At 72.0% G+C, this 24,556-nt stretch carries 23 protein-coding genes and 1 tRNA gene; 11 read left to right on the top strand and 13 right to left on the bottom strand.

Translation table 11 applies throughout. The features are described from left to right. Window positions 1-54 precede the first annotated feature (54 nt). Window positions 55-127, top strand: a tRNA-Thr gene (locus tag ET445_RS16350). Between the two features lie 78 nt (window positions 128-205). On the opposite strand, the gene ET445_RS16345 is transcribed toward ET445_RS16350, so the two are convergent. Further along, entirely contained in the window at window positions 206-418 is a 213-nt protein-coding gene (locus ET445_RS16345) for a hypothetical protein (protein ID WP_129192213.1), read from the bottom strand. Between the two features lie 422 nt (window positions 419-840). On the opposite strand from ET445_RS16345, the gene ET445_RS16340 reads away from it, so the two are divergent. Continuing rightward, window positions 841-2,058 (top strand): Ig-like domain-containing protein, encoded by a 1,218-nt coding sequence (locus ET445_RS16340; protein WP_129192212.1) that lies wholly within the window; start codon window positions 841-843, stop codon window positions 2,056-2,058. 37 nt (window positions 2,059-2,095) lie between these two features. Here ET445_RS16340 and ET445_RS16335 read toward each other — a convergent pair whose 3' ends face one another. From ET445_RS16335 to ET445_RS16325, 3 genes are all read right to left on the bottom strand, one after another. Then, on the bottom strand, window positions 2,096-2,665 hold the full coding sequence (locus tag ET445_RS16335) for a manganese efflux pump MntP (RefSeq protein ID WP_129192211.1): 570 nt from the start codon (window positions 2,663-2,665) through the stop codon (window positions 2,096-2,098). A 162-nt stretch (window positions 2,666-2,827) separates the two neighbouring features. Next, window positions 2,828-3,727 carry an LLM class flavin-dependent oxidoreductase gene (locus tag ET445_RS16330; protein ID WP_129192210.1) on the bottom strand — a complete coding sequence of 300 codons (900 nt, stop codon included), beginning with the start codon at window positions 3,725-3,727 and terminating at the stop codon, window positions 2,828-2,830. After that, a complete protein-coding gene (locus tag ET445_RS16325) occupies window positions 3,728-5,677 on the bottom strand; it encodes an LLM class flavin-dependent oxidoreductase (protein ID WP_129192209.1) in 1,950 nt (649 codons plus the stop codon). Window positions 5,678-5,761: 84 nt separating this feature from the next. Here ET445_RS16325 and ET445_RS16320 point away from each other — a divergent pair, with 84 nt between their 5' ends. From ET445_RS16320 to ET445_RS16295, 6 genes are all read left to right on the top strand, one after another. After that, window positions 5,762-6,256 (top strand): MarR family winged helix-turn-helix transcriptional regulator, encoded by a 495-nt coding sequence (locus ET445_RS16320; protein ID WP_129192208.1) that lies wholly within the window; start codon window positions 5,762-5,764, stop codon window positions 6,254-6,256. Window positions 6,257-6,315: 59 nt separating this feature from the next. After that, complete coding sequence (locus ET445_RS16315) at window positions 6,316-7,299, top strand: Gfo/Idh/MocA family protein (RefSeq protein WP_129192207.1); 984 nt, start codon at window positions 6,316-6,318, stop codon at window positions 7,297-7,299. A gap of 43 nt (window positions 7,300-7,342) precedes the next feature. Next, on the top strand, window positions 7,343-8,866 hold the full coding sequence (locus ET445_RS16310) for a D-alanyl-D-alanine carboxypeptidase/D-alanyl-D-alanine-endopeptidase (protein WP_129192206.1): 1,524 nt from the start codon (window positions 7,343-7,345) through the stop codon (window positions 8,864-8,866). 78 nt (window positions 8,867-8,944) lie between these two features. Further along, complete coding sequence (locus tag ET445_RS16305) at window positions 8,945-9,571, top strand: isochorismatase family protein (protein WP_129192205.1); 627 nt, start codon at window positions 8,945-8,947, stop codon at window positions 9,569-9,571. Next, the gene (locus tag ET445_RS16300) at window positions 9,568-10,347 is read left to right on the top strand and encodes an alpha/beta fold hydrolase (RefSeq protein WP_129192204.1); all 780 of its coding nucleotides are present in this window, start codon (window positions 9,568-9,570) and stop codon (window positions 10,345-10,347) included. Before ET445_RS16305 ends, ET445_RS16300 begins: the two co-directional genes overlap by 4 nt. A 173-nt stretch (window positions 10,348-10,520) precedes the next feature. Then, entirely contained in the window at window positions 10,521-11,195 is a 675-nt protein-coding gene (locus ET445_RS16295; protein WP_129192203.1) for a hypothetical protein, read from the top strand. Window positions 11,196-11,266: 71 nt separating this feature from the next. Here ET445_RS16295 and hpaD read toward each other — a convergent pair whose 3' ends face one another. The 8 genes from hpaD to ET445_RS16255 all read right to left on the bottom strand — a co-directional run bounded on the left by hpaD (window position 11,267) and on the right by ET445_RS16255 (window position 20,995). Further along, window positions 11,267-12,340, bottom strand: a complete 1,074-nt coding sequence (hpaD, locus tag ET445_RS16290) for a 3,4-dihydroxyphenylacetate 2,3-dioxygenase (protein WP_129192202.1) — start codon at window positions 12,338-12,340, stop codon at window positions 11,267-11,269. A 54-nt stretch (window positions 12,341-12,394) separates the two neighbouring features. Then, complete coding sequence (gene hpaE, locus ET445_RS16285; protein WP_129192201.1) at window positions 12,395-13,891, bottom strand: 5-carboxymethyl-2-hydroxymuconate semialdehyde dehydrogenase; 1,497 nt, start codon at window positions 13,889-13,891, stop codon at window positions 12,395-12,397. Continuing rightward, on the bottom strand, window positions 13,888-14,559 hold the full coding sequence (locus ET445_RS16280; protein ID WP_129192200.1) for a GntR family transcriptional regulator: 672 nt from the start codon (window positions 14,557-14,559) through the stop codon (window positions 13,888-13,890). The genes hpaE and ET445_RS16280 overlap by 4 nt, the downstream gene beginning before the upstream one ends. Next, complete coding sequence (locus tag ET445_RS16275; protein ID WP_129192199.1) at window positions 14,556-16,049, bottom strand: fumarylacetoacetate hydrolase family protein; 1,494 nt, start codon at window positions 16,047-16,049, stop codon at window positions 14,556-14,558. The genes ET445_RS16280 and ET445_RS16275 overlap by 4 nt, the downstream gene beginning before the upstream one ends. Beyond that, window positions 16,046-16,915, bottom strand: a complete 870-nt coding sequence (locus ET445_RS16270; protein WP_208008471.1) for an HpcH/HpaI aldolase family protein — start codon at window positions 16,913-16,915, stop codon at window positions 16,046-16,048. The genes ET445_RS16275 and ET445_RS16270 overlap by 4 nt, the downstream gene beginning before the upstream one ends. Beyond that, window positions 16,900-17,685 (bottom strand): fumarylacetoacetate hydrolase family protein, encoded by a 786-nt coding sequence (locus ET445_RS16265; RefSeq protein ID WP_129192198.1) that lies wholly within the window; start codon window positions 17,683-17,685, stop codon window positions 16,900-16,902. Before ET445_RS16265 ends, ET445_RS16270 begins: the two co-directional genes overlap by 16 nt. Window positions 17,686-17,869: 184 nt before the next feature. After that, entirely contained in the window at window positions 17,870-19,540 is a 1,671-nt protein-coding gene (locus ET445_RS16260) for a thiamine pyrophosphate-binding protein (RefSeq protein ID WP_129192197.1), read from the bottom strand. Window positions 19,541-19,714: 174 nt separating this feature from the next. Then, complete coding sequence (locus tag ET445_RS16255; RefSeq protein ID WP_165314432.1) at window positions 19,715-20,995, bottom strand: acyl-CoA thioesterase/BAAT N-terminal domain-containing protein; 1,281 nt, start codon at window positions 20,993-20,995, stop codon at window positions 19,715-19,717. A 101-nt stretch (window positions 20,996-21,096) separates the two neighbouring features. Between ET445_RS16255 and ET445_RS16250 the strand changes: the two genes are divergently transcribed. Then, window positions 21,097-21,405, top strand: a complete 309-nt coding sequence (locus ET445_RS16250; RefSeq protein WP_129192195.1) for a hypothetical protein — start codon at window positions 21,097-21,099, stop codon at window positions 21,403-21,405. Here ET445_RS16250 and ET445_RS16245 read toward each other — a convergent pair whose 3' ends face one another. Next, window positions 21,406-22,509 carry a VanZ family protein gene (locus ET445_RS16245; protein WP_129192194.1) on the bottom strand — a complete coding sequence of 368 codons (1,104 nt, stop codon included), beginning with the start codon at window positions 22,507-22,509 and terminating at the stop codon, window positions 21,406-21,408. 22 nt (window positions 22,510-22,531) lie between these two features. Here ET445_RS16245 and ET445_RS16240 point away from each other — a divergent pair, with 22 nt between their 5' ends. Both ET445_RS16240 and ET445_RS16235 read left to right on the top strand, forming a co-directional pair. Continuing rightward, window positions 22,532-23,707 carry a thiolase family protein gene (locus ET445_RS16240; RefSeq protein WP_129192193.1) on the top strand — a complete coding sequence of 392 codons (1,176 nt, stop codon included), beginning with the start codon at window positions 22,532-22,534 and terminating at the stop codon, window positions 23,705-23,707. A gap of 9 nt (window positions 23,708-23,716) precedes the next feature. Beyond that, a complete protein-coding gene (locus ET445_RS16235; RefSeq protein WP_129192192.1) occupies window positions 23,717-24,520 on the top strand; it encodes an SDR family NAD(P)-dependent oxidoreductase in 804 nt (267 codons plus the stop codon). Window positions 24,521-24,556: the final 36 nt, after the last annotated feature.

Genomic DNA, 24,556 nt, shown 5'->3' with positions numbered 1-24,556 from the left:
GAGAATCCGCTAGTATTGGTGATCGTGCCCGTTCGTGAACAGCGAGCGTGTCACGCCGCCTTAGCTCAGACGGCAGAGCGATTCACTCGTAATGAATAGGTCAAGGGTTCGATTCCCTTAGGCGGCTCAGAAGTCGAAACGCCCCGGTCAACGACCGGGGCGTTTCGAGTTTCCGAGTTGATCTCCGGGGCACCGTGCCCGCGGGCTACGCCGCGGGTTCGTCGGTCTCTCCGCCGTCGCGACGTGCTGCCTCAGACGAGGTGTCGGCGGGGATGCCGGATTCGTGGGCGGCCGTCTCTGCCGCGTGTTCCTCGAATCGCGCGCGCTGCTTCTTGGCGCCTGCGAAGAGTGCGACGCCGGCGAACGCGATGAGGAGCCAGACCGCGATCGCGATCGCGATCCACCATGCCGCGTTCACGTCCGTGCCGTGCTCGGGGCGTGCGAGAGTCCGGCGGGTGCGTGCATGGGCGTCTCTTCCTGCGTCGGTCGGTGCTCGGTCGATCGTGGCCGCTGCGGGATCGTCGACGTGCGGGCGGGAACGCGTGCGACGTCGCGACGGTGCTCGTCGGTGACCTCGATCGCTGAGTCGCGGCTCGGGAAGGCCGCGGCTCGCGAGGTACGGTGTCGGATGACTCGGGTCGGTGTCGTGGGGTGAAGGACGCCGTTGTCCCTCGTTGCGCAGACATTACCCGAACGTGATGCAATTCTCCTGAACCCTGAACTGGGAGGGCGCCGGGTATTGACAGTGAGTCAGCCGATCCGCTCGGCTTCTGCGCCGAGCGTGGGCGTCGCCGGCGCCTGCACTGGCGGCGGTCGGGGATCCCGTCGTATTCTGCACGCGTGCACCCGACACGCAGTCGGCGTCGACGCGCCGGACTGACTTGGCTGATCGCGTTCATCGTGATCGGCGGACTTTGGGCGGTCGGGGCGGCCGGTCTGTCGGGCGCGGTGCCGGCGTCTGCAGAGGAGCCGCCCGAGCAGCTGACGATCGAGGTGTGGAGCGGCGGCGATCAGCAGATCACACCGGGTCTGCAGTTCGCCGAGCCGCTCATGACCCGCATGCAGGGCGCCGACGACTGGGCGGGCGCGAGCGTCGAGTTCCTCGTCGACGGCGGGAACGCGGTGTTCGTCACCGAGACCGGTCAGCTCTCGGGTGTGTCCGTGCCGATCGACGTCAACGGGTTCGCGACCTCGCCGCCGTTGCTCGCGGGCGACGTGACCGGTGCGTTCGAGGTGTCGGCGCAAGTCGCGAGCGGCGGCAGCACGTCGAACCTCGTCGTCTTCCAGCTCGAGATCGTGCCGCTCGCGCCGACGACGGCGGCTGCGGTGTCGGGCGAGGGCCAGACGACGTTCGTGGGCGAGGCGTTCCCGTTGCCGCTCGAGACACTCGTCGCGGATCAGCTCGGCGACCCGGTGACCGGGGCCTCGGTGACGTTCACGATCCCGCCGGGTCCCGTGACGTTCGTCGGCGGCGTGCTCGCGGCGGCGGCCACGACCGGCTCGGACGGGACCGCGGTCTCGCCGCAGCTCCTCGCCGGCGACACCGCCGGGAGCGTCCTGGTCACCGCGAGCGTGGAAGGCGGGTCGGATCCGTCGACGACGTTCTCGCTGCGGGTCGTGTCGGTTCTGCTGAGTGCGGACGAGGTCGGGGGCGGAGAGCCCCTGCATGCGTCGAGTCCCGGCTTCGCGCCGCAAGAGCAGGTCGTCGTCCGGCTCGACGGCGCCGAGCTGACCTCGACGTCGGCGGATGCCGACGGGCGGGTCGAGGTCGACCTCGTCGTCCCGGCCGGCACGATCCCCGGGCCGCACCTGCTCGAGCTCGTCGGCGCATCGTCGGGCACGCGTTCGACGACGCTGCTCGTGCGGACGACGGCTCCGGCCGCGACGGCGTCGGGCGACGAGGGCGCGCGCGCCGGGCTGCCCGCGACCGGGCGGGATGCCTCGATCAGCGTGCCGTTCGCACTCGGGGCCCTGCTCGTGGTCGGGCTCGGAGCCGCCGCGCTCACCGCTGCGCGCCCGCAACGGGCGCAGGCGGTGCGGACTCGCACGCGGCGCTGACGAGACATCCGCCCCCAGCAACCGGCGGGTCTCGGGCTCAGCCCGCCGTCAGGTGCTCGATGAGCAGTTGCGTGCCGATGCCGATGAGCACGAGGCCGCCGACGATCTCGGCGGGGCGTTGGAAGCGCCTGCCGACGCGGTGGCCGATGAGGACGGCGAGGAACGAGAGCACGAACGTGACGGCGCCGATCGTCGCGACGGCGACCCAGATGGAGACGTCGAGGAAGGCGAGGGAGACGCCGACGGCGAGGGCGTCGATAGAGGTCGCGATCGCGAGGAGGACGACCGAGCGCTTCGAGAGTCGTCCGCGGTCGGGGTCGTCCTCCTCATCGCCGCCGCGGATGGCCTCCCACAGCATCTTGCCGCCGACCGCGAGGAGCAGTGCGAAGACGATCCAGTGGTCGAAGGGTGCGATGAGCTCGGCGAACGCGCTGCCGAGCGCCCACCCGATGAGCGGCATGGCCGCCTGGGCGATGCCGAAGGCCGCGGCGAGGATGAACGCCCCCGAGAGCACCTTCGTGCGGAGCTGCAGGCCCTTGCCGAGCGCGACGGCGAAGGCGTCGGCGGAGACGCCGAGCGAGAGGGCGAGCAGGGTGAAGGGAGACATGCTGGTGCCGGGCTTTCAGGTCGTGCGGTGCAGCGCCGATGCGGGCGCGCGAGGACGGCGCACGGCCGTCGGGCACCGAGGATCAACCCTTTCGCCCCGGATGCCCCGGCTGCAACTCGAACGCCCCGATTGACAGCATTTCGGCGCTCCTGAATCGGCGCGCTACCCCCGTTCGCGCGCGACCGCCTCGCGCACGGCGGGCGCGATCTCCTCGCCGAGGCGACGGGTGAGCACGGGGTCGTCGCCGCCGATGAGGAACGCGCTCACGCCGTGCTCGACGGCGAGGCCCGCCAGCTGCTCGACCCACGCGTCGACGGGGCCGTCGAGCAGGCCCCGCGAGACGGGCGAGAGCCCCACGCGCATGACGTTCACGAGTCGGCGGATGTCTCGGGGCGAGCGGCCTGCCGCAAGCGCCGCGTCGTCGATGCGGGCGTTCGAGTCGGGGAAGGTCGCGACGCCCCGCTCGAGGTACTCGAGGGTCGGCAGCCAGCCGTCGCCGAGCTCACCGGTGAGCGCGAGCATCTTGGGCTGGTACGCCCCGATCCAGATGGGGATGTCGTGCGCGGGCGCTGGGCCGCGCTTCGCGCCGACCACGTCGTAGTACTCGCCCTCGTGCGACATGCGGCCCGAGGCATCCGTGTTCCAGACGTCTCGAATGATGGGGATCGCCTCGCGGAGGGCGGCGACGCCCTGCCCGGCCGTGAGCCTGCGGCCGCCCATCGCGGCGATGCCGTCCCAGAAGGCGCCCGCGCCGAGGCCGAGTTCGAATCGGCCGCCGCTCAACACATCGAGCGAGGCTGCGGCGCGCGCGAGCACGGCAGGCGGTCGGAGCGGCAGGCTCGTGACGTTGCCCGCGACGTGGATGCGCTCGGTCTTCGCCGCGACGTACGCGAGGAGCGTCTGCGTGTCGAGGAACGCCGACTGGTACGGGTGGTCCTGGAAGGTGACGAGATCCAGCCCCGCGCGATCGGCGGTCTGGGCGAGTTCGACGACCCGCTGCGCGCTCTGCGCGGTCGGGGTGACGAACGTGCCGAAGAGGAGGTCGTGTCCGTAGTCGGTCATCTATGCGGCTTTCCGGTCGTCGGGGGTGGTCGGCGCGTCGAGGGCGCCGGATGCCCCGGGGTCGATGTTGAAATTGTCGCGGAGCAGGTTCGTGGGATCGAGTTCTCGCTTCAGGGCGCGCAGGCGCTCGAGCACCGGCCCGGGGAACGCGTCGCGGAGGCGCGCGGGGTCGCGGCTCGTCTCGAAGCTCAGGTAGAGCCCGTCGAAGTGGCGCCGCAGGCGATCCCACGCGGCATCCATCCGTGCGTCGTCCGCGCCCATCGCGACGACCGAGAAAGCGGGCGAGCGGTGCGAGTACGCCATGGCGTCGGGCGAGACATCCGAGATCGCCCCGCCCATCGTGCGCAACTCGAAGAAGTACACGAGGCCGCTCTTCAGCAGCGCGGCGGCGTCGCGGGCGAACTCGGGCGTGAGCGCGGGCAGGAACGCCGAGCGCGAGACGGGCTCGCCCCCGCCGTGCTGGCCGTCGGGGCCGACGTCGTGCGCCTCGGCCATGACGTTCGCGTACGGGGTCACGACGACCTCCTGCTGGGCGAGGAGCCCGACGCGCGTGAACGGCGTGAGCCGTTCGACGACGGTGTCGGGGTCGGGCGAGTCGACGATGCCGAAGAGCTGCACGACCGACCCCTGCTCGCGCGGCGCGCCCGTCACGTAGAAGACGGTCGTGTCGCGCGGCGCCTCGGAGGCGACTCGGCCGAATTCGGCGAGGCTCTCCTCGATGTCGGGCGCGAGGAAGGTGAGCTTCGCCCAGCCGACGTCGTCGATCGGGTACACCTCGAACTCGAACGCCGTCGCGACGCCGAAGTTCGCGCCGGCGCCGCGCACGGCCCAGAAGAGCTCGGCGTTCTCGTCGTCGCTCGCACGCACGAGGGTGCCGTCTGCGAGGACGAGCTCGACGGCGCGCAGCCGGTCGATCGTGAGGCCGTGCGCGCGCGAGAGCAGCCCGATGCCGCCCGCCGTCGCGAGGCCCCCGACGCCGACGCCGCCGTAGTCGCCCGAGCCGAGCGCCCACCCGTAGGGGTGGAGCACGGCGGCGACCTCCTTCCAGGTCGCGCCGGGACCGATGCGTACGAGTCGGCGCTCGCGGTCGAGCACCTCGATGCCGTTCATCGCGCCGACGTCGACGACGATGCCGCCGCGATTCGTCGAGCGGCCCGAGATGCCGTGTCCGGCGCTGCGGATGCCGAACGGCACGTCGCGGTGGCGGTCGGCGAACGCGAGCGCGTCGGCGACCTCTTCGGGCGTCGTCGGGCGCAGCACGAGTCCTGGGGCGCCGCCGCGGAGGTAGGTGTTCGAGACGGCCCGGTACCCCGCGTCGCCCGGTTCGACCGCGGTCGCGGCGAGCGAGGCGGGCACGCCGTCGTAGTCGATGCCGGGTGCGCGGCGCGAGCGCGCGGCGAGGTTGCGGGCGGCGGATGCTTCGGGCTCGGCCTCGTTCGCGGCTGTGCGCATCTCGGTGCACAGCCCGACGAGCCGCTCGACGTCGCCCGCCGTGCGCACGGGCACGACGACGGGCAGGCCCTGCGCTGCGATCGCGCGGAGCGCGGCGGGGTCGGCGCCTTCGGGCGCGATGGCCCACGTGCGGCCGGGTTCGCCGACGAGGAGGCGGCCGGGGGCGAGGAGGTCGAGCGAGTCGGCGGCCTTCGCGACGACGCTCGGCACGGGGGCCTCGGCGTCGCGGGCGATGGATGTCTCGTGCGCAGTGCGTGCGGACGAGGCATCCGAATCGCCCCTGACATGCGCCTGCTCGACGCCGATCGCGATGCGCGACGTGCGCCCGGCGATCCAGGCGGCGCTCGTCCAGGGGTCGAAGGGGGAGGAGTCGCCCGCGAGGACGACGAGGTCGAGCCCGCGCTGCTCGGCGAGTTCGGCGAGGGCGACGGCCGCGGGGCCGCCGGGGTGGAATCCGCCCTGGGAAGGGTCGATCCGGATTCCGATGTCGAGTGGCATCCGTTGGTTCTCCATTTCGTTTGCTCTCTAGATAATCATATTCACAGATGATTTGTTCCCGAGAACGAGTTGTAGACTGTGCGCATGACCGACACGACGACCGCCCCCGGGCTCCCGACGGGCATCGACCTCGGCGACGACCTCGGCTGGGCGCTCGCCGTGCTCCTCCGCACCTACCGCGACCGCGTGGGCGATGCGCTCGGCGCGTTCCCGCACGGCCCGCGCGGCTACGAGACGATGGCCGAGGTGCTCCGCGGCACGCAGCCGAGCCAGCTCGCCCTCGCGAACCACCTCGGCATCGACCGCACCGTCATGACCTACCTCGTCGACGACCTCGAACGGGAAGGCCTCGTCGAGCGCCGACCCGACCCCGACGACCGCAGACGCCGCATGGTCGTCGCGACCGAGCGCGGTCGCGACCTCGTCGAGGTCGCGTGCAAGGCCGTGGTCGCAGCCCAAGACGAGCTCCTCGGCCCGCTCGCGTCGGGTGAGCGCTCGACGCTCCGCCACCTCCTCAAGAAGGCGGCGCTCGCGACGGGCGAAGAGGTCGCCGACCCGTGCGAGGTGTCGCCCGAGTAGGGCGCGCCCCGAGCGTCGCTCGGGTTTGGGAGCGCTCCCACGCCGATAGGCTCTTCGGCATGACCGATCGACTGCGCTGGGGCATCCTCGCCACCGGGTTCATCGCCCGCACGTTCACGAACGACCTGAAGCTCAACGGATTCGACGTCCGGGCCGTGGGCTCCCGCAGTCAAGAGTCGGCCGACGCGTTCGCAGCGGAGTTCGACATCCCGAACGCCCACGCGAGCTACGAGGCGCTCGTCGCCGACCCCGAGGTCGACGCGATCTACGTCTCGACGCCGCACCCCTTCCACGCCGAGCACGCGTCGCTCGCGATCGAGGCCGGCAAGCACGTCCTCGTCGAGAAGCCCTTCACGCTCAACGCTCCCGAGGCCGAGCGGCTCCAGGCCCTCGCCGCCGAGCACGGCGTGCTCGTGCTCGAGGCGATGTGGACCCGCTACCTGCCGCACATGATCCGCATCCGCGAGATCCTCGCCGCCGGCCTCCTCGGCGACGTCCGCACGCTCATCGTCGACCACACGCAAGACCTGCCCGACGACCCCGCACACCGCATCAACGCCCTCGAACTCGGCGGCGGCGCGCTCCTCGACCTCGGCGTCTACCCCGTCTCGTTCGCGTGGGACGTCTTCGGCGAGCCGCGCACGATCCAGTCGGCCGCGACCTTCAAAGAGACGGGCGCCGACGCGCAGATCGCGACGATCTTCACCTACGACGGCGGCAAGATCGCGAGCGCGGTCTCGGCGAGCGACACCCGCGGCCCCAACACGGCGAGCCTGCTCGGCACCGACGGCCGCATCGACGTCGACGCCGTCTGGTACAACCCGACGACGTTCCGCCGCTACGATGCCGACGGAAACGTCGTCGAGGAGTACGCCGCCGACGTCGTCGGGCGCGGCATGCACTTCCAGGCCGAAGAGGTCGAGCGCCTCGTCGCCGCGGGCGACCTCGCGGGCGGCGTGCTGCCCGTCGCCGAGAGCGTCGCGATCATGCGCACGCTCGACGAGATCCGCTCGCAGATCGGGCTCCGCTACCCCGGGGAGTGAGGTTCCCTCGCGAGCGTTCAGGTTGCGTTCGTAGACTGCCGGGATGGCCGACGAGACGGATGACGGGGCGCAGACGGGCGCCTCAGCGGCTCCGGATGCCCCCGAGCCGACGCCTGCCGTCGAGCAGACGCCGCGCGGCGGCATCCTGACCTCGGTCCGATCCTTCGCGAAGCGTCACCGGCTCGGGCTCGGCATCGCCGCGGGCGTCGTCGCGTTCGCCCTGCTGGGCACGGGCGCCGTCCTCGCTGGCACGTCGATCGCGACGCCCGTCGCACCGGTCGCCGCGCCCACGCCGACCGCGACCCCTACGCCCACGCCCACGGTCGACCCGGCGCGTCCGCGGCCCGCGGTGCTCGCCGCGCCCGCGCACGTCCGCTCGTGCTCGGTCGCCGAGCTCGCCGCCGACGGACGGCTCGGCAGCATGCAGGCGCAAGTGCGCAATGCGGCGACGGGCGAGGTGCTCTACGACCGCGGCGGCGGCACCCCGTCGCGCACCGCGAGCGTCATGAAGGTGCTGACGACGGCGGCCGCGCTCGACGTGCTCGGTCCCGACTTCCGGGCGGCGACGACGGTCGTGAAGGGCGCCGAGCCCGGCTCGGTCGTGCTCGTCGGCGGCGGCGACCTCACCCTCTCGCGCACCCCGTCGGGCACACGCACCGTCTACCCGGGCGCCGCCCACCTCGACGACCTCGCCGCGCAAGTGCGCGCCGCGTGGAACGCCGACCCCCAGAACCCGCCGCTCACGAAGCTCATCCTCGATTCGAGCCTGTTCGGCGGCCCTGAGTGGCACGACAGCTGGGACACCGTCGAGCGCGACGAGGGCTACATGTCGCAGATCACGGCGCTGCAGGTCGACGGCGACCGCAACAATCCCGGCGCCGAGACCTCGACCCGCAGCTCCGACCCGATCGGCCGCGCGGGCGACGCGTTCGCGTCGGAGCTCGGCGGCATCCAGACGATCGAACGCGGCACCGCCCCCGGCGGCACGCAGCAGCTCGGGCAGGTCGTCTCGCCGACGGTCGCCGAACTCGTCGACAAGGCCCTCATCGTCTCCGACAACTCCGTCGCCGAGATGCTCGCGCGGCTCGTCGCGATCCACACGGGCGCGGGGAACTCGTTCGACGCGATCAACGCCGGCGTCCTCCAAGGACTCGCCGCCTACGGCGTCGACACGGCGGGCATCCATATCGTCGACGGGTCGGGCCTCAGCGACTTCAACGCCGTGCCGCCGTCGTACCTCACGCAGCTCTTCGTCAAGATCGAGGCCCGCGAGGGCAACCTCGGACCGCTCCGCGACGGGCTGCCCATCGCGGGCGGCCCCCGCGGCTCCCTCTCGTACAGCGACCGCTTCACGGGCGACGCCTCGGTCGCCGACGGCAACGTCTTCGCGAAGACCGGCTGGATCGAGACCGGCTACACCCTCTCGGGCATCATCCACGCACAGGACGGCGCCGTGCTCACGTTCGCGATCTACGCCCTCGACGACGTCGACGACAGCGCCAAGCAGGCGATCGACGCGCTCACCGCGGGCTTCTTCCGCTGCGGCGACAATCTGTCGAACCTGTAGACGGCTTTCGCACGGGGATGCTCGCGAAGTCCCTCCGACGGGGGCGACGGATGCCCCGGGGCGGGCCACAATGGGAGCATGACACGCGCCCTGATCATCGTCGACGTGCAGAACGACTTCACCGAAGGCGGCGCCCTCGGGGTCGACGGCGGCGCCGCGGTCGCCGCGGGCGTCAGCACGCTCCTCGCCAAGCACCGCGACGCCTACGACCTCGTCATCGCGTCGCGCGACTGGCACGACGCCGACAACGACAACGGCGGACACTTCGCCCAGGGCGATGCTCCCGACTTCGTCGAGACCTGGCCCGAGCACTGCGTCGCGGGCTCGACGGGCGCCGACTACCACCCCGACCTCGACACGACGGGCGTCGACGCCCACATCAAGAAGGGGCAGGGCAAGCCCGCCTACTCGGCGTTCGAGGGCGTCGACGACGAGGGCCGCACGGTGTCGCAGCTCCTCGACGCGCACGGCGCGACCGAAGTCGACGTCGTCGGCATCGCGACCGACTACTGCGTGCGCGCGTCGGCGCTCGACGCCATCGAGCACGGCCGCCACGTGCGCGTGTTCACCGATCTCGTCGCGGGCGTCGCCCCCGATTCGAGCGAGCGGGCGCTCGCCGAACTCGCGCACGCGGGCGCCGCGCTCGCCGAGTCGTCGGTGCTCGACGTGGTCGCCGCACAGAGCGGCCCCGAGGCATCCGCATGAGCATGCCGGGGCTGCCCGTCGCGCCGACCCTGCACGCCGAGGCCTCCGACGACGTCCTCATCGCGTATCGCGTCTACGGGCTCGATCGGGCGGATGCCTCGCACCCGCCGGTGCTGCTCGTGCACGGGTTCGCGTCGAACGCCGCCTACACGTGGCTCGCGACGGGGTGGGTGCGGGCGCTCGAACAGGCGGGGCGCGCGGTCGTCACGGTCGACCTGCGCGGGCACGGCGACAGCGACCGTCCGACGGAGGCCGGTTCGTACCGCCCGTCCCTCCTCGGCGAGGACCTCGTCGCGGTGCTCGACTCGGCGGGCGTCGACGTCGTCGACGTCGTCGGCTACTCGCTCGGGGCGAGGGTCGTATCGGTGCTGCTCGACGTCGCGCCCGAGCGGGTGCGGCGAGTCGTCATCGGCGGGGCGGGCCCGACCGAGCTGCTCGCCAACGGCGGGCTCCTCGCCGAGATCGGCTCGCTCATGCGGCGCGAGGAGCTCGGCGAACACGCCGTCGTCGGACGGGTGCTCGGCCAGGCGCTCCTCGGCGGCACGACGCCTGAGCTGCTGCTCGCGATGGCGAAGGAGATCGCGGGGGCGAACCTCGTCCTGCCTCCGGAGCTGCCCGTGCTGTTCGTCGCGGGCGAGCTCGACCCCGTGCCGCTCGGCGTCGACGAGCTCGCGCGCGAGCGCGGGAGCGAACTCGTCGTCATCCCCGGGCGCGACCACGTGTCGTCGCTCACGAGCCGGATCTTCAAGGACGCGGCGATCGGGTTCTTCGAGTAACGCGCGTTCTCCACAGGGGGAGTGCTCCCCATCGCCCGGTCGTCGAGCGAACCGTAGAGTTGGTCCCGTTCTCGCGGGGTCGAGAACATCCACCATGACCTCACCGCCGGCCGCTTCGGCGCTTCGGCGCGCGTGCGTTGCGCGCGGGGCGAGGTCGAGAACACAGGAGAACCATGCTGAAGAAGGCCACCCGGATCGCGAGTCTCGCGGCCATCGTCATCGCTGCTTCCGCCCTCACCGGCTGCAGCCTCGTTCCCGCGATCAACCAGGCACCGGTCGACGACGAGCCGGTCGCCGAGGCGCCCGTCGAGGACACGGCCGAGTCCGCCGACGACGCGTCGGCGGCGGTGCCGGGTGAACTCCTCCAGCCCGGCCAGACCGTCGCGGCAGGCGAATGGGCGACCTATGAGTTCGTGAACTACGACGACGCGAAGGCCGTGCTCCAGACCCGCCTCGTCGGCGTCGAGACGGCCACGCAGGCGCAGGTCGACCTGCTCGTGAGCGAGATCCCCGAGCTCAAGGGCTACCACGTCGAGCTCATCCGCTTCGAGACGAAGAAGGTCTCGGGCGACGACATCGCGTACAACTCGAACTACACCGACTTCCGGCCCGCCGACGTCAACGGCCTGCGTGCGCAGGAAGTCTCGGTCATCTCGTGGGACGACTGCAACAGCGAGTCCTTCACCGAGGAGTTCGACGCGGGCGTCGAGACGATCCCGGGCTGCCTCGTGGGCGCCTGGGTCGAGGGCGGCGACCCCGTCGGCGGCATGATCTGGACGGGCAACAGCTCGGTCGACGACAACCCGTTCGGCGAGTACGACGGCACCCCGGTCTTCTTCCAGAAGTAGGCGCTTCCGAACGCCGAAGGGCGCCCCAGCTGATCGCTGCGGCGCCCTTCCTGCGTCGTGCGGGTGATGGCTCAGAGGGTGTGGCCGAGCTTGAAACCGTGCTCCTCGTCGCCCTTGCGCGTGTACGAGAATCCGTCGGCGCCGATCGTGACCTCCATCTCGGAGTCGTCGGTGCGCGTCACGAGCGGCTTGGGGTTGCCGTCGAGGTCGAGCACGAGCGACGCGTCGGTGTACCAGGAGGGCACGACGGGGTTGCCCCACCAGTCGCGGCGCTGGTTGTCGTGCACGTCCCACGTGACGACGGGGTTGTCGGGGTCGCCCGTCCAGTAGTCCTGCGTGTAGATCTCGACGCGGTGCCCGTCGGGGTCGCGGAGGTACAGGTAGAACGCGTTCGAGACGCCGTGCCGGCCGGGGCCGCGCTCGATCGCGTCGGAGCGGCGGAGGGCGCCGAGCTTGTCGCAGATCGCGATGATGTTGTGCTTTTCGTGGGTCGCGAACGCGACGTGGTGCATGCGGGGGCCGTCGCCGCCCGTCATGGCGGTGTCGTGCACGGTGGGCTTCCGGCGCATCCACGCGGCATAGGTCGTGCCGGAGTCATCCTGGATGTCTTCGGTCACCCGGAACCCGAGGTCCTCCATGTAGGCCACCGCGCGCGGAACGTCGGGGGTGACCTGGTTGAAGTGGTCGAGTCGCACGAGGCATCCGGGGGTCTGCAGGTCGTAACGCCAGGCGAGGCGCTCGACGTGCTCGACCTCGTAGAAGAACTCGTACGGGAAGCCGAGCGGGTCTTCGACGCGCACCGAGTCGCCGATGCCCTTGGTCCATCCCGAAGCGCGACGCTCGACGCGGCAGCCGAGCTCTTCGTAGAAGGCGACTGCCTTGTCGAGGTCTTCGGGCGTGCGCACTCGGTACGAGAACACGGCGACGGCCGCGATCGGCCCGCGCCGGAGCACGAGGTTGTGGTGGATGAACTCTTCGAAACTGCGGAGGTAGACGGCGTCGTCGGTCTCCTCGGTCACGACGAGGCCGAGCACGTCGACGTAGAACTGCCGCGACGCGGCGAGGTCGGTGACGACGAGCTCCATGTACGCGCAGCGCACGATGTCGGGCGCCGGGGAGGTCGGGGTCGGGATGGGTGCGGTCATGTTCGATGCGTCCTTGCGTCGGTCGGTGGCGGGTTCAACAAGCGAGCGGATGCCTCAGCCGCGCCCGAAGCGCGGCGAGTGCGCCTCGTCGAGGGTGATGTGCACGGCCTGCTGGTCGGTGTAGAAGTCGATCGAGCGGTACCCGCCCTCGTGGCCGAGGCCCGACGCCTTGACGCCGCCGAACGGCGTGCGGAGGTCGCGCACGTTGTTCGAGTTGAGCCACACCATGCCGGCCTCGACGTTTTGTGCGAAGGTGTGCGCGCGCTTGAGGTCGTTCGTCCAGATGTAGGCGGCGAGGCCGTACTTCGTGTGGTTGGCGAGGCGCAGCGCCTCGGCATCGTCGTCGAACGGCGTGATCGCGACGACGGGCCCGAAGATCTCCTCCTGGAAGATCCGGGCGTCGGGCGAGACATCCGCGAACACCGTCGGGGCGACCCAGTTGCCCGACTCGCCGAAGCCGTCGGGCCGCCCGCCGCCTGCGACGAGCCGCGCCTCGGCCTTGCCGATCTCCACGTACGACATGACCTTGGCGTAGTGCTCGGGGTGCACGAGCGCGCCGACCTCGGTCGCGGGGTCGGCGGGGTCGCCGACGACGATCTTCTCGGCGCGGGCCGCGTAGCGGGCGACGAACTCGTCGTAGATCGACCGCTCGACGAGAATGCGCGAGCCGGCCGTGCAGCGCTCGCCGTTGAGCGAGAACACGCCGAAGAGCGTCGCGTCGAGGGCGGCCTCGAGGTCGGCGTCGGCGAACACGACGGCGGGGCTCTTGCCGCCGAGCTCCATCGAGAGCCCCTTCAAGAACGGCGCCGCGTTCGCGAAGATGAGCGAGCCCGTCGAGCTCTCACCCGTGAACGAGATGAGCGGCACGTCGGGGTGCTTGACGAGCGCGTCGCCCGCCTCCTCGCCGAGCCCGTTGACGAGGTTGAAAACGCCGTCGGGGAGCCCTGCCTCGCGGAAGATGTCGGCCCACAGCGACGCCGACAGCGGCGTGAACTCGGCAGGCTTCAGCACGACCGTGTTGCCCGTCGCGAGCGCAGGCGCGAGCTTCCACGACTCGAGCATGAAGGGCGTGTTCCACGGCGTGATGAGGCCCGCGACGCCCTTGGGCTTGCGGTTCACATAGTTCATCTGGCGGCCCGGCACCTTGAATGCGTCGTCGTGCTGGGCGACGATCAGGTCGGCGAAGAACCGGAAGTTCTCGGCGGCGCGCTGCGCCTGCCCGAGCGACTGCGTGATCGGCAGGCCCGTGTCGAACGTCTCGAGTTCGGCGAGACGACGGTCGGATGCCTCGACGAGATCCGCGATCCGATGCAGCACGCGCGAGCGCTGCCTAGGGAGGAGCCGCGGCCACGGGCCTTCGTCGAACGCGCGTTTCGCGGCCGCGACGGCGCGGTCGACGTCGGCCTGCTGCCCTGCGGACGCCTGCACGTAGACCTCGTTCGTCACGGGGTCGAGGACGTCGAACGTCTCGCCGCCGAGCGAGTCGGCCCATGCGCCGTCGATGTAGTGGCGGATGCGGTCGGGGATGCCGTGCGGAATATGGCGGGTCATGCGGTTCGCTCCTGCGTTCGGTGGTGGGTCTGGTGTGCGAGGACGGCGTCGAGCGTCGCCGTGCGGTGGGCGCGCGCCGCGAGCTCGATCTCGAGCGGCGGCGCGCCCCGCTTGACGAGGTCGAGGATGCGGTCGTGCTCCTCGACCGACTCGCGCGCCCTGCCCGGCACGAAGCTGAACGACGAGTCGCGGAGTACCCGCAGGCGGCTCCACCCGCGGTGGACGAGGTCGAGGACGTGCGGGTTCGGGCACGCCTCGAACAGCACCGAGTGGAACTCGAGATTGAGCTCGGTGAACCGGTGCGGGTCGAAATCCACGAGGGTGCGGCGCATCCGCTCGTTGACCTCGCGCGCCCGCGCGACGTGCCCAGGGGTGAGGAGGGGAGCGGCGAGCCCCGTCGCGAACCCCTCGACGAGCGCGAGCGTCTCCATCGTGATGCGGTACTCCGACGGGTCGACGAGGGCGACCTGCGCGCCGACGTTCCGCTCGAACGTCACGAGCCCCTCGGCCTCGAGGCGGCGGATCGCCTCGCGCACGGGCACGACCGAGACGTCGAGCTCGCCCGCGAGCTGCGCGAGCACGAGCCGGTATCCCGGAACGAAGCGGCCGTCGTCGATGCGTTCGCGGATGAACCGGTACGCGCGCTGCGACTTCGACTCGGCGGTCACTTCGCGCCCCCGTCGGATGTCTCGCCGCGCTCCCGCTCGTAGCGCGCGCGCCACGAGGCATCCATCGGGAACAGTCCGTCGACCGCCTCGCCTTCGGCCACGCGCGCCGCGACCCACGCGTCGGCGGCGTCCTGCGCCTCGGCCTCGGCGAGCACCTCCTCGACGAGCTGCGGCGGGACGACGATCGCCCCGTCGCCGTCGCCCACGATGACATCACCCGGCACGACCGCGGCTCCGCCGCACGCGATCGCGACGTCGACCTCCCATGGCACGTGCTTGCGGCCGAGGACGCTCGGGTGCGGGCCCTGCGAGAACACCGGGATGCCGATCTCGCGCACCGCGTCGAAGTCGCGCACGCCGCCGTCGGTCACGATGCCCGCCGCGCCCCGGACCTTCGCGCGGAGCGCGAGCACGTCGCCCACGGTGCCCGTGCCGCGCTCGCCGCGCGCGTCGACGACGAGCACCTCGCCCGCGCCGACCGTGTCGAACGCGCGCTTCTGAGCGTTGTAGCCGCCGCCGTGCGACTCGAAGAGGTCGGGGCGCGCGGGGATGAACCGCAGGGTGCGCGCGCGTCCGACGATGCGGGCGCCGGGGAGATTCGTGTGCACGCCCTCGATGAAGACGTCGTGGTATCCGCGCTTGCGGAGGGCGACCGAGAGGGTCGCGACGGCGACGTGCGAGAGACGCTCGCGGAGCTCGTCGGTGAGTTCGAAGGCGGATGCCTCGGGCTGCGGCTCGGGGGCTGCGAGCCCCGCCGCCTCGGCCGACCCCCACGCCTCGGCGCGCTGCACGTCGTCGACCGCGGGCTTCGACCCGAAGTCGCCGAACCCGGCGTCGGCGGGCCCTTCGACGACGGTCGTCACGAGCCGGCCCGTGGTGGGCGCGCCGGGCGACCCCGGGGCATCCACCTCGACCTCGACGACGTCGCCCGGCACGACGACCGACGACCCCGCTGGCGTGCCCGTCAAGATCACGTCGCCCGTCTCGAGCGTGAAGTGCTGCGACAGGTCGGCCACGAGCCGCCCGAACGGGAAGAGCAGCGTATCGGAGGAGTCATCCTGCACGAGCACGCCGTTGACCCACGTGCGCACGCGGAAGTCCCCTTCTGCGAACCCGGCTGCGTCGATGAGCGAGGGCCCGAGCGGGGTGAACCCGTCGCCGCCCTTCGACCGCACGTTCGAGCCCTTGTCGGCCGCGCGCAGGTCGTAGAGGCCGAAGTCGTTCGCGGCCGTCACCGCCGCGATGTGCGACCAGCCGTCTTCAGGCGCGACCCGGCGCGCCGGCGTGCCGACGACGATCGCGATCTCGCCCTCGAAGGCGAGCAGCTCGGTGCCGTCCGGCCGCTCGATCACGCCGCCCGTCTCGCCGAGCGAGGACTGCGGCTTCAAGAAGTAGCTCGGCTGCGCGGGCCTGCGGCCCCGCTGAGCGGCGCGCGACGGATAGTTCAGGTGCACGGCGATGATCTTGCCGGGGCGTGCGATGGCGGTCATGCGACTCCTCCCTGGGCCGAGTTCGCGCTCGGGTTCGCGCCGAACCGCTCGGCGAGCGCCTCCGACGCGCGCGCGACGATCGACACGTCGGCGCCGACCGACACGAACGACGCGCCCGCCGCGAGGTAGCGGTCGGCCGCTTCGGGCACGAACGCGTTGACACCCGCGGGCTTGCCTGCCCGCTGTGCGGCGGCGAGCGCTGCCAGCACGGCGTCGACGACGTCGGGATGCGCCTGCTCGCCGAGCACGCCCATCGACGCCGCGAGGTCGGCGGGGCCGACGAAGATCCCGTCGACGCCGTCGACCGCGAGGATGTCGTCGACCGCGGCGACGGCCGCCGCCGACTCGATCTGCACGAAGAGGCTGATCGCCTGCGAGGCATCCTGCAGGTAGCCCTCGACCCGGTTCCAGCGCGTCGACCGCGCGAGCGAGCCGCCGACGCCGCGGATGCCTCGCGCGACGCCGCCTGCGCCGCCTGCGCGACCCGGGTAGCGCACCGCGCGCACGAGTTCGCGTGCCTGCTCGGCCGAATCGACCATCGGCACGAGGAGGTTCTGCGCCCCGAGGTCGAGGACCTGCTTGATGAAGACCGGGTCGCCGATCGGCACGCGCACGACCGGCGCGACGGAGTAGGCCGATACGGCGTAGAGCTGCGCGAGGATCGACTCGAGCCCGTTGGGGGAGTGCTCGGCGTCGATGAGCACCCAGTCGAGGCCGCTGCCGGCCGCGATCTCGGCCATGATCGGGCTGCCCGAACACACCCACATGCCGATCTTCGGGCGAGCGCGCTCGCTCGGCGCAGCGTCGGCCGCCGCCTCGGCGAGCCGGGCTGCGAACGTCGGCGGCAGGGTCAGACGAATCGGCACGAGATGCTCCCGAGGTCGCGGTAGTCGGCTTGGATGAGGTCGCCCCGTTCGACCTGCATGGGGCGCGTGAACGATCCCGCGAGGATGATCTCGCCGGCACCGAGCGACTGCCCGTGCTGCGAGAGCTTGTCGGCGAGCCAGGCGACGCCCCGCGCCGGATGGCCGAGCACGGCGGCGGCGACGCCCGACTCCTCGATGACGCCGTTGCGGGCGAGGATCGCCGACACCCAGCGGAGGTCGAGCGCGTCGGGTTTCACAGGCTCGCCGCCGATGACCATGGCGCCCATCGCGGCGTTGTCGCTGATCGTGTCGACGATCGTGCGGCCCTCGAGGGCGATGTGCGAGTTCAGGATCTCGAGCGCGGGCACGACATGGTCGGTCGCGCGGAGCACGTCGTCGGACGTGAGGCCGGGGCCTTCGAGCGGCTTCGACAGTACGAATGCGAGTTCGACCTCGATGCGCACGTTCGAGAACCGGTCGAACTCGACGTCGGCGCCCGAGAGGTAGACCATGTCGTCGAGGATGACGCCGTAGTCGGGCTCGTCGATGCCCGTCGCGACTTGCATGACCTTCGACGTGAGGCCGATCTTGCGGCCCACGAGCTGGGCGCCGGCCGCTTCGCGGCGCTCGCGCCAGACGCGCTGCACGGCGTAGGCGTCGTCCACGGTGAGTCCGGGATGGCGTGCGGTGAGGAGCGGGACGATCGTGCGGTGCTCGTCGGCGGCGAGGAGTTCGTCGGCGATCGCCTCGATGAGCGAGGGGTCTGCCATGTCGTCTCCACTTCGTCGTGGTGCGGCCATGCGGTCTCAGGGCCGGTGATATCTCAGATCGTATACGATCATGCGGCAAGTGGGAAGGGACGGATGTCGCGCATCCGTGATCCGTCGCGCATCGCCCTTCAGTAGCCCGAGGAAGGGCGATACGCGACGGATCGCGAGGGCGACGGGGGAGGCGTCAGCTGTTGACCCGAATGATCTCGTGCTGGTACGGCGCGACGACCGACCGCGAAATGCGGCAATCGAGCAGCAGGAACGGGCGCTCGCAAGCAGGAGTGGCGACCCACGCCGCGAGGCGGTCGAGGTCGGCGAGCCGCTCGACGACGACGCCCTCGGCCCCGACGGCGCGAGCGAGCGCCGCGAAGTCGACCTGGGGAATGAGCATGGGCTCGCGCGCAAGGCCCTTCAGCCCGTAGAGGTGCACCTCGGCGCCGTAGGCGGCGTCGTTCCACACGACGGCGAGGCCACGACCGCCCGCGGTGCGGACGGCCGTCTCGAGGTCGGCGAGGGCCATGAGCCCGCCGCCGTCACCCGTCGTCAGCACGACGGTCGACGAGGGCTTCGCCGCCGCGGCACCCGCGACCGACGGGAATCCGAGCCCGATCGACTGGAACGCCGTGCCGACCATCATCATGCGGTCGGGTGAGGCGACCGGCCAGTACATGTTCGCCCAGCCGATGAAGTGCCCGCCGTCGGAGACGACGACCCGGTCGGCGGGCAGCAGGTCGCCGATGCGCGCAGCGACCGCGCGCGGGTCGAGCAGGCCGTCGGGGGCGAGGCCGTCGGGCGCTTCGGATGTCTCGGGCACGGGGTACGCGCGCAGCGATGCCACCTCGACCGACTCGCGCCATCCCGACGGCTCGGCGCCGCGCGCCGCGAGCTCGTCGACGAGGAGGTCGGCGACGACGGCCGCGTCGCCGCGGACGAATCCGGCGACGTGCGGGTGCGTGGCCGACGGCGAGACATCCACCTGGAACACGCGCGTGCCGGGCGCGAACAGCTCACCGAACCGCATCGTGAACTGGTTGAGCGACGCGCCGAACACGACCGCGACGTCGGCTTCGCGGACGAGCGCCATCGCGTCCTCGGCGCCGAACCCGCCGGTGACGCCGAGGTCGTACCGGGCATCGGGGAAGATTCCGCGGCCGAGCGCCGTCGAGGCCGTGATCGCGCCCGTCGCCTCGGCGAGTTCGCCGAGCGCCGGGCCGGCGCCCGCGAGCCACGCGCCGCGCCCCGCGAGGAGGAACGGCCGGCTCGCGTGCGCGAGGGCGTGCGCGGCGTCGGCGACGAGGCCCGCCGCGAACTCGCCGGTCGGGATCAACGGGTGCGGATGCCGCAGGGCGGGCGCTTCGGGCACGTCGCCCGCGTCGAGCGCGGCGACGTCGTATGGGAGTGCGAGCACGACGGGCTGGCGGCGGGCGAGCGCGTGCTCGATCGCGAGCACGACCGTCGCCGAGGCATCCGTGCGCCCCACCGTGTAGGTGCGCGCGCCGACCGCCGAGGCGAGGGCGAGCTGGTCGACGTCCCACGCGCGACAGCCCGCGGTCGGCTGGTCGCCCACGACGAGGACGAGCGGCACCTCGGCCTGCACGGCCTCGGCGAGCCCCGTGAGGGTGTTCGTGAAGCCCGCGCCGTACGTCGCCGTCGCGGCCGCGATGCGGCCCGACGCGCGGAAGTAGGCATCGGCGGCGACGACGCCCGCGACCTCGTGCCGCACGGCCGTGAAGGGCACGGATGTCTCGCGCGCGAGCGCGTCGAGGAACCACGCGTTGCCGTTGCCCATGACCCCGAAGACGTGGTCGATGTGGGCGGCGAGGGTGCGGGCGACGTGGGCGGAGACCGTGGCCATGGGAAGCCTTTCGAGACGGGACGGATGCGAGTTCCGTATGTGTCTCGCGCATCCTGCGCGGCGGCGATGCCACGGTCGGATGTCGCTTCGCGCCCCTTTTCCGAGCGCCGGCGCGGTACGGCCGCACGGTGCGGCGGGCACGGAGCGCCTGGACGTGGCGAGTATAGCCCGTGGCTACACGGCGCCGAGCGCCTCGACGACGGCCGCCCAGAACGCCCGGCGGGCGATGCCGTCGGCGCCCGCTTCGGCATCGGCGACGGCGGGCCCGTCGGTCGGGTACGTGAACGTGTGACTCGCCCCCTCGCCCGTGACGGAGGACACCTCGATGCCGGCCTTCTCGGCACGCTTCACGGTGCGCGCCTGCAGCGCACACGAGTCCCAGACCCGATCGGCCGTGCCGCACGCGAGCACGAGCGGTCCGTCGATCGCCGCGAGGTCGATGAGCGAGCCGAACTCGGGCCGCTCGGCGTTGTTCGTGCACGGCAGCGGGGTGCCGCCGTACGTCCAGGCGGGCCGGTCGCCGAGCGGGACGCTGCAGTGGATCTCGCTCGCGCCGACCGCGTCGATCGCGCCGTCCACGAGCTCGGGGAACGTCGCGGCGAGCCACACGGCGACTTCGCCGCCGCGCGACGCCCCGAAGGCGGTGACCCGTTCGGGGTCGATCCCGGGTTGGGTGCGCAGCCATTCGATCCCCGCGACGGCCGGTTCGAGCGGCACCTCGGCGAGCAGTTCGGGTTGCCCGGCGCCCTTGAACAGTCCGACGGCGAGTGCCGGGTAGCCGAGACGGGCGAACCCGATCGCCACGGCCGTCGCGCCGACGACGCCCCCTTCGCTGCCGCCGAGCACGAGGAGGGCCGGGCGCGGCGTCGCAGGGTCGAAGTCGGTCGGCACGGCGAATGCCGTCGGGAAGTCGAGTGCCTCGACGGCGCTCACCTCGACCTCGTCGCCGAGCACCGCGCGCGAGACCGAGGTCGAGGCGAGCCGGTCGCCCGACGCGGTCTCGACGGCGAGTTCGACGTCGTGCGGTTCGTACGCAGCGGCGACGCCGAAGTGGTCGGATCGCCCGCCGAGCGTGAAGAACGGCGCCATCGGGTCGGGCGCCGTCCATGCGCCGTCGGTCGGGAGGTCGCGGGCGAGGTCGATGGTGCCGTCGTCGCCGACGGTGAACGCCGCGGCCGAACGGTACGGCAGGTTGTCGAGCGTGGTCGTGGCGCGCAGTACGACCTCGCTGCCGGGTGCGAGCCCCGTGACGCGGATGTCGAGTTCGTCGAACGGGCCGCCGTTCGGTTCGGCCGTGATCGCAACGGGGCCGCTCGGCGCGGCGGGTGCGCCGGTCGAGCAGCCCGTCGCGGTGAGGGCGACGAGCAGGGCGGATGTCACGACCGCGACACTGCGGAGGCGACGCGCGGAGCGCGCGGCGCGGCGCGCACGGGTTCGGGTGCCGGTAGGGGGCATGGCCGTCATTCTCCCGATCGCCGCGAACCCGGGCAACCCTCCGCACCACGGGGAATCGAAGGTTCTGCGCGGGGCGTTCGTCGCCCTGGCAGAATGGCGCCGTGAAGACGATTCAGCTGCGCCGCTACGTGCTCGTCGACGGAACCTACGACGAGTTCATCGCGTGGTGGAACGAATGGATGCCTCGCGCCCGCCCCGAGGCCGGGTTCGCCATCGAGTTCGCCTACGGCGTCCGCGAGACGAACGAGTTCGTGTGGGCCGTGAGCGCGCCTGGCGACCGTGCCGCGTTCGAGGCGCTCGACGCGGCCTGGGCCGCCTCCGAGGCCCGCGCCGCGGCCTTCGCCGGGCAGCCGCAGCGCATCGCATCGGTCGACAACACGATCATCGAGGACACGACGCCGGGGGCGTAGTCACGCTCGGGTCGTGTCCGAGGCATCCGCGTGCGCCGAGGCATCCGGCACGTCGCGCACGAGCCCTCGCACGCGCATGCCCGCCGCGACCTGCGCGAGCCCGCGATGCCCGTCGGTCGTGAACACCGCGACGACGCTCGCGAGCGCGAGCACCGATGCGGCGAGCGACCACGGCGACGGCAACGCGCCGAGCGCGGTCCAGCCGCCGATGCCGACGGCGAACCGCACGAGTCGCCACATCCACCGGGGCGTGCGCGTCTCGACGGGTTCGACGAGCACGGCGTGCTCGCCGATCGTCGCGCCGGTCGAGAGCACCGCGACCAGTTGCAGCGCGACCGCGGCGCTCGTCGTCCACACGACGACCTCGTCGCTGAGCGACATCATCGCGTCGTGGCCCGAGAGCACGAGCACCGCGAGACGCACGCCGATCGCGAGCGCCGCCGCCGTGAGCCAGACCGCGAGCGCGTCGACGACCATGCCCGTGAGGCGCCGAGCGGCCGAGACCGGCCCGGACGAGGCATCCGGATTCGCGTGCCGTTGTGCTCGCAGCGCGAGCCGGCGCGCGACCGGCCACGCCGCGAGCGACCCGACGACCGCGCCGAGCGTGTTGACGAGGAGGTCGGCCGTGTCGAACACGCGGTACGCGCACTCGTAGACGCCCCAGAGCCCCGTGAGCTGCGTGAGCTCGATCGAGAGCGACACGACGAACCCTGCGATCGTCGAGACGACGACGCCCCGGCCGAAGAGGAGCCGCACGAAGACGCCGAGCGGCACGAACAGCAGCACGTTGAGCGCGACCTGCTGGAACGCCGGATTGCCGATGAGCGAGCCGCCGTCGGCCTGATCGCGCAGGATGTCCCGGAACGCCGCCGTGGGATCGAGCTCGGCGCCGACGCACGCGAACGACCCCGGTTCGGGCAGCGGCAGGAGCGTGTACGCCCAGAGCCCCAAGACGTAGAACAGCAGCATGATCCACGCGGTCAGGCGCACCCCCGAGAACCCGCCGCGACGGCGGTACTCGAGGGCGACGATCGGGGTGAACACGGCGACGAGCACGGGGATGCCGAGGAGCACGGCGGTGAGGCCCGGCAGCAGTCGATCCACGGACCGAGTCTAGGCTGAGGCCATGGTCACCGAAGCCGTCATCGTCGACGTCGTCCGCACTCCCGTCGGCCGGGGCAAGCCCGGCGGGCAACTGTCGGGGGTGCACCCAGTGGATCTCCTCGCGGGCGTGCTCGACGCGCTCGTGAACCGCAACGACCTCGACCCGGGGCTCGTCGAAGACGTCATCGGCGGGTGCGTGAGCCAGGTCGGCGAGCAGTCGTACAACCTCACGCGCAACGCCGTGCTCGCGGCGGGCTTCCCAGAGTTCGTGCCCGGCACGACGATCGACCGGCAGTGCGGGTCGAGCCAACAGGCTGCGACGTTCGCCGCGCAAGCGGTGCTCGCGGGGCAGGCCGACATCGTCATCGCGTGCGGCGTCGAGTCGATGAGCCGCGTGCCGCTCGGCTCCTCCGCGCAGGGCGCCGACCCCTACGGCCCGCGCATCCGGGCCCGCTACCCCGAGGGGCTCGTGAACCAGGGCGTCTCGGCCGAGCTCATCGCCGCTCGCTGGAACCTGTCGCGCGACGAGCTCGACGCGTACGCCGCCCGCTCGCACGCCCTCGCGACGGCGGCGGGCGAGGAGGGCCTCTTCGCGCGCGAGGTCGTTCCGGTGCCGGGCGTCGACGCGCTCGCCGATGAGACCGTGCGGCCCGGGACATCCGCCGCATCGCTCGCCGGCCTCCAGCCGGCGTTCCGCACCGACGCGCTCGCCGCACGCTTCCCCGACGTCGACTGGCGCATCACCGCCGGCAACTCGTCGCCCCTCACCGACGGCGCCTCGGCCGCCCTCATCATGAGCGCCGACGCCGCGGAGAAGCTCGATCTGACGCCCCGCGCGCGCTTCCGCGCGTTCTCGGTCACGGGCAGCGACCCCCTCTACATGCTCACGGGCGTCATCCCCGCGACAGCCCGCGTCCTCGAGCGCGCGGGCCTCACGCACGACGACATCGACGCGTACGAGGTCAACGAGGCGTTCGCGTCGGTGCCGCTCGCATGGCTCGCGGAGACGGGGGCGGATGCCTCGAAGCTCAACCCGCGCGGCGGCGCCATCGCGCTCGGGCATGCACTCGGGTCATCCGGCACTCGTCTCTTGACGACCCTCGTGAACCAGCTCGAGGAGACCGGCGGACGCTACGGGCTCGAGACCATGTGCGAGGGCGGCGGCATGGCCAACGCGACCGTCATCGAGCGGATCTAGGAGACACGGATGGAACTCATCGGAGCGAGCGCGATCGTCACGGGCGGCGCATCCGGTCTCGGGCGAGGCACCGCGCAGGTGCTCGCGGCGGCGGGCGCGGAGGTCGTCATCGTCGACCTGCCCGGCTCGCCGGGGGAGCAGACGGCCGTCGAATTGTGGGATGTCACGGGCGGCCGTGTGCGGTTCGCCGCCGCCGACGTCACCGACGAGGCATCCGTTCAGGCGGCGATCGACCTCGCGCAGGAGCGCGCGCCCCTCCGCGTCGCCGTGAGCTGCGCCGGCATCGCGACCGCCGGCCGCACGGTCGGTCGCGACGGGCCGCTCGCGCTCGCGGCGTTCGAGCGGACCATCCGAGTGAACCTCATCGGCACCTTCAACGTCGCGCGCCTCGCAGCGGCGGCCATGGCCGCGAACGAGCCCGTGTCGCTGCAGAGCCTGCCGGGCGTCCCGCCGACCGAGGAGCGCGGCGTCATCGTCAACACCGCGTCGGTCGCGGCCTTCGACGGGCAGATCGGCCAGGCCGCCTACTCGGCCTCGAAGGGCGGCGTCGCGGCCATGACGCTGCCGCTCGCGCGCGACCTGTCGAAGCTCCTCGTCCGCGTCGTCACGATCGCCCCCGGCATCATGCAGACGCCCATGATGGCGGGCATGCCGCCCGAGGTGCAGGCTTCGCTCGAGGAGCAGATCCCGCACCCGTCGCGCATGGGCACGGCCGCCGAGTACGCCGCGCTCGTCCGGCACATCGTCGAGAACCCGCTGCTGAACGGCGAGACGATCCGTCTCGACGGGGCGATCCGGATGCAGCCGAAATGAGACGGCGGATGCCTCGGGGCCGGCCCCGAGGCATCC

It is taken from the genome of Agromyces protaetiae (assembly GCF_004135405.1).
Taxonomy (GTDB): Bacteria; Actinomycetota; Actinomycetes; order Actinomycetales; family Microbacteriaceae; genus Agromyces; species Agromyces protaetiae.
This window is presented reverse-complemented; position numbering and strand designations above follow the sequence as displayed.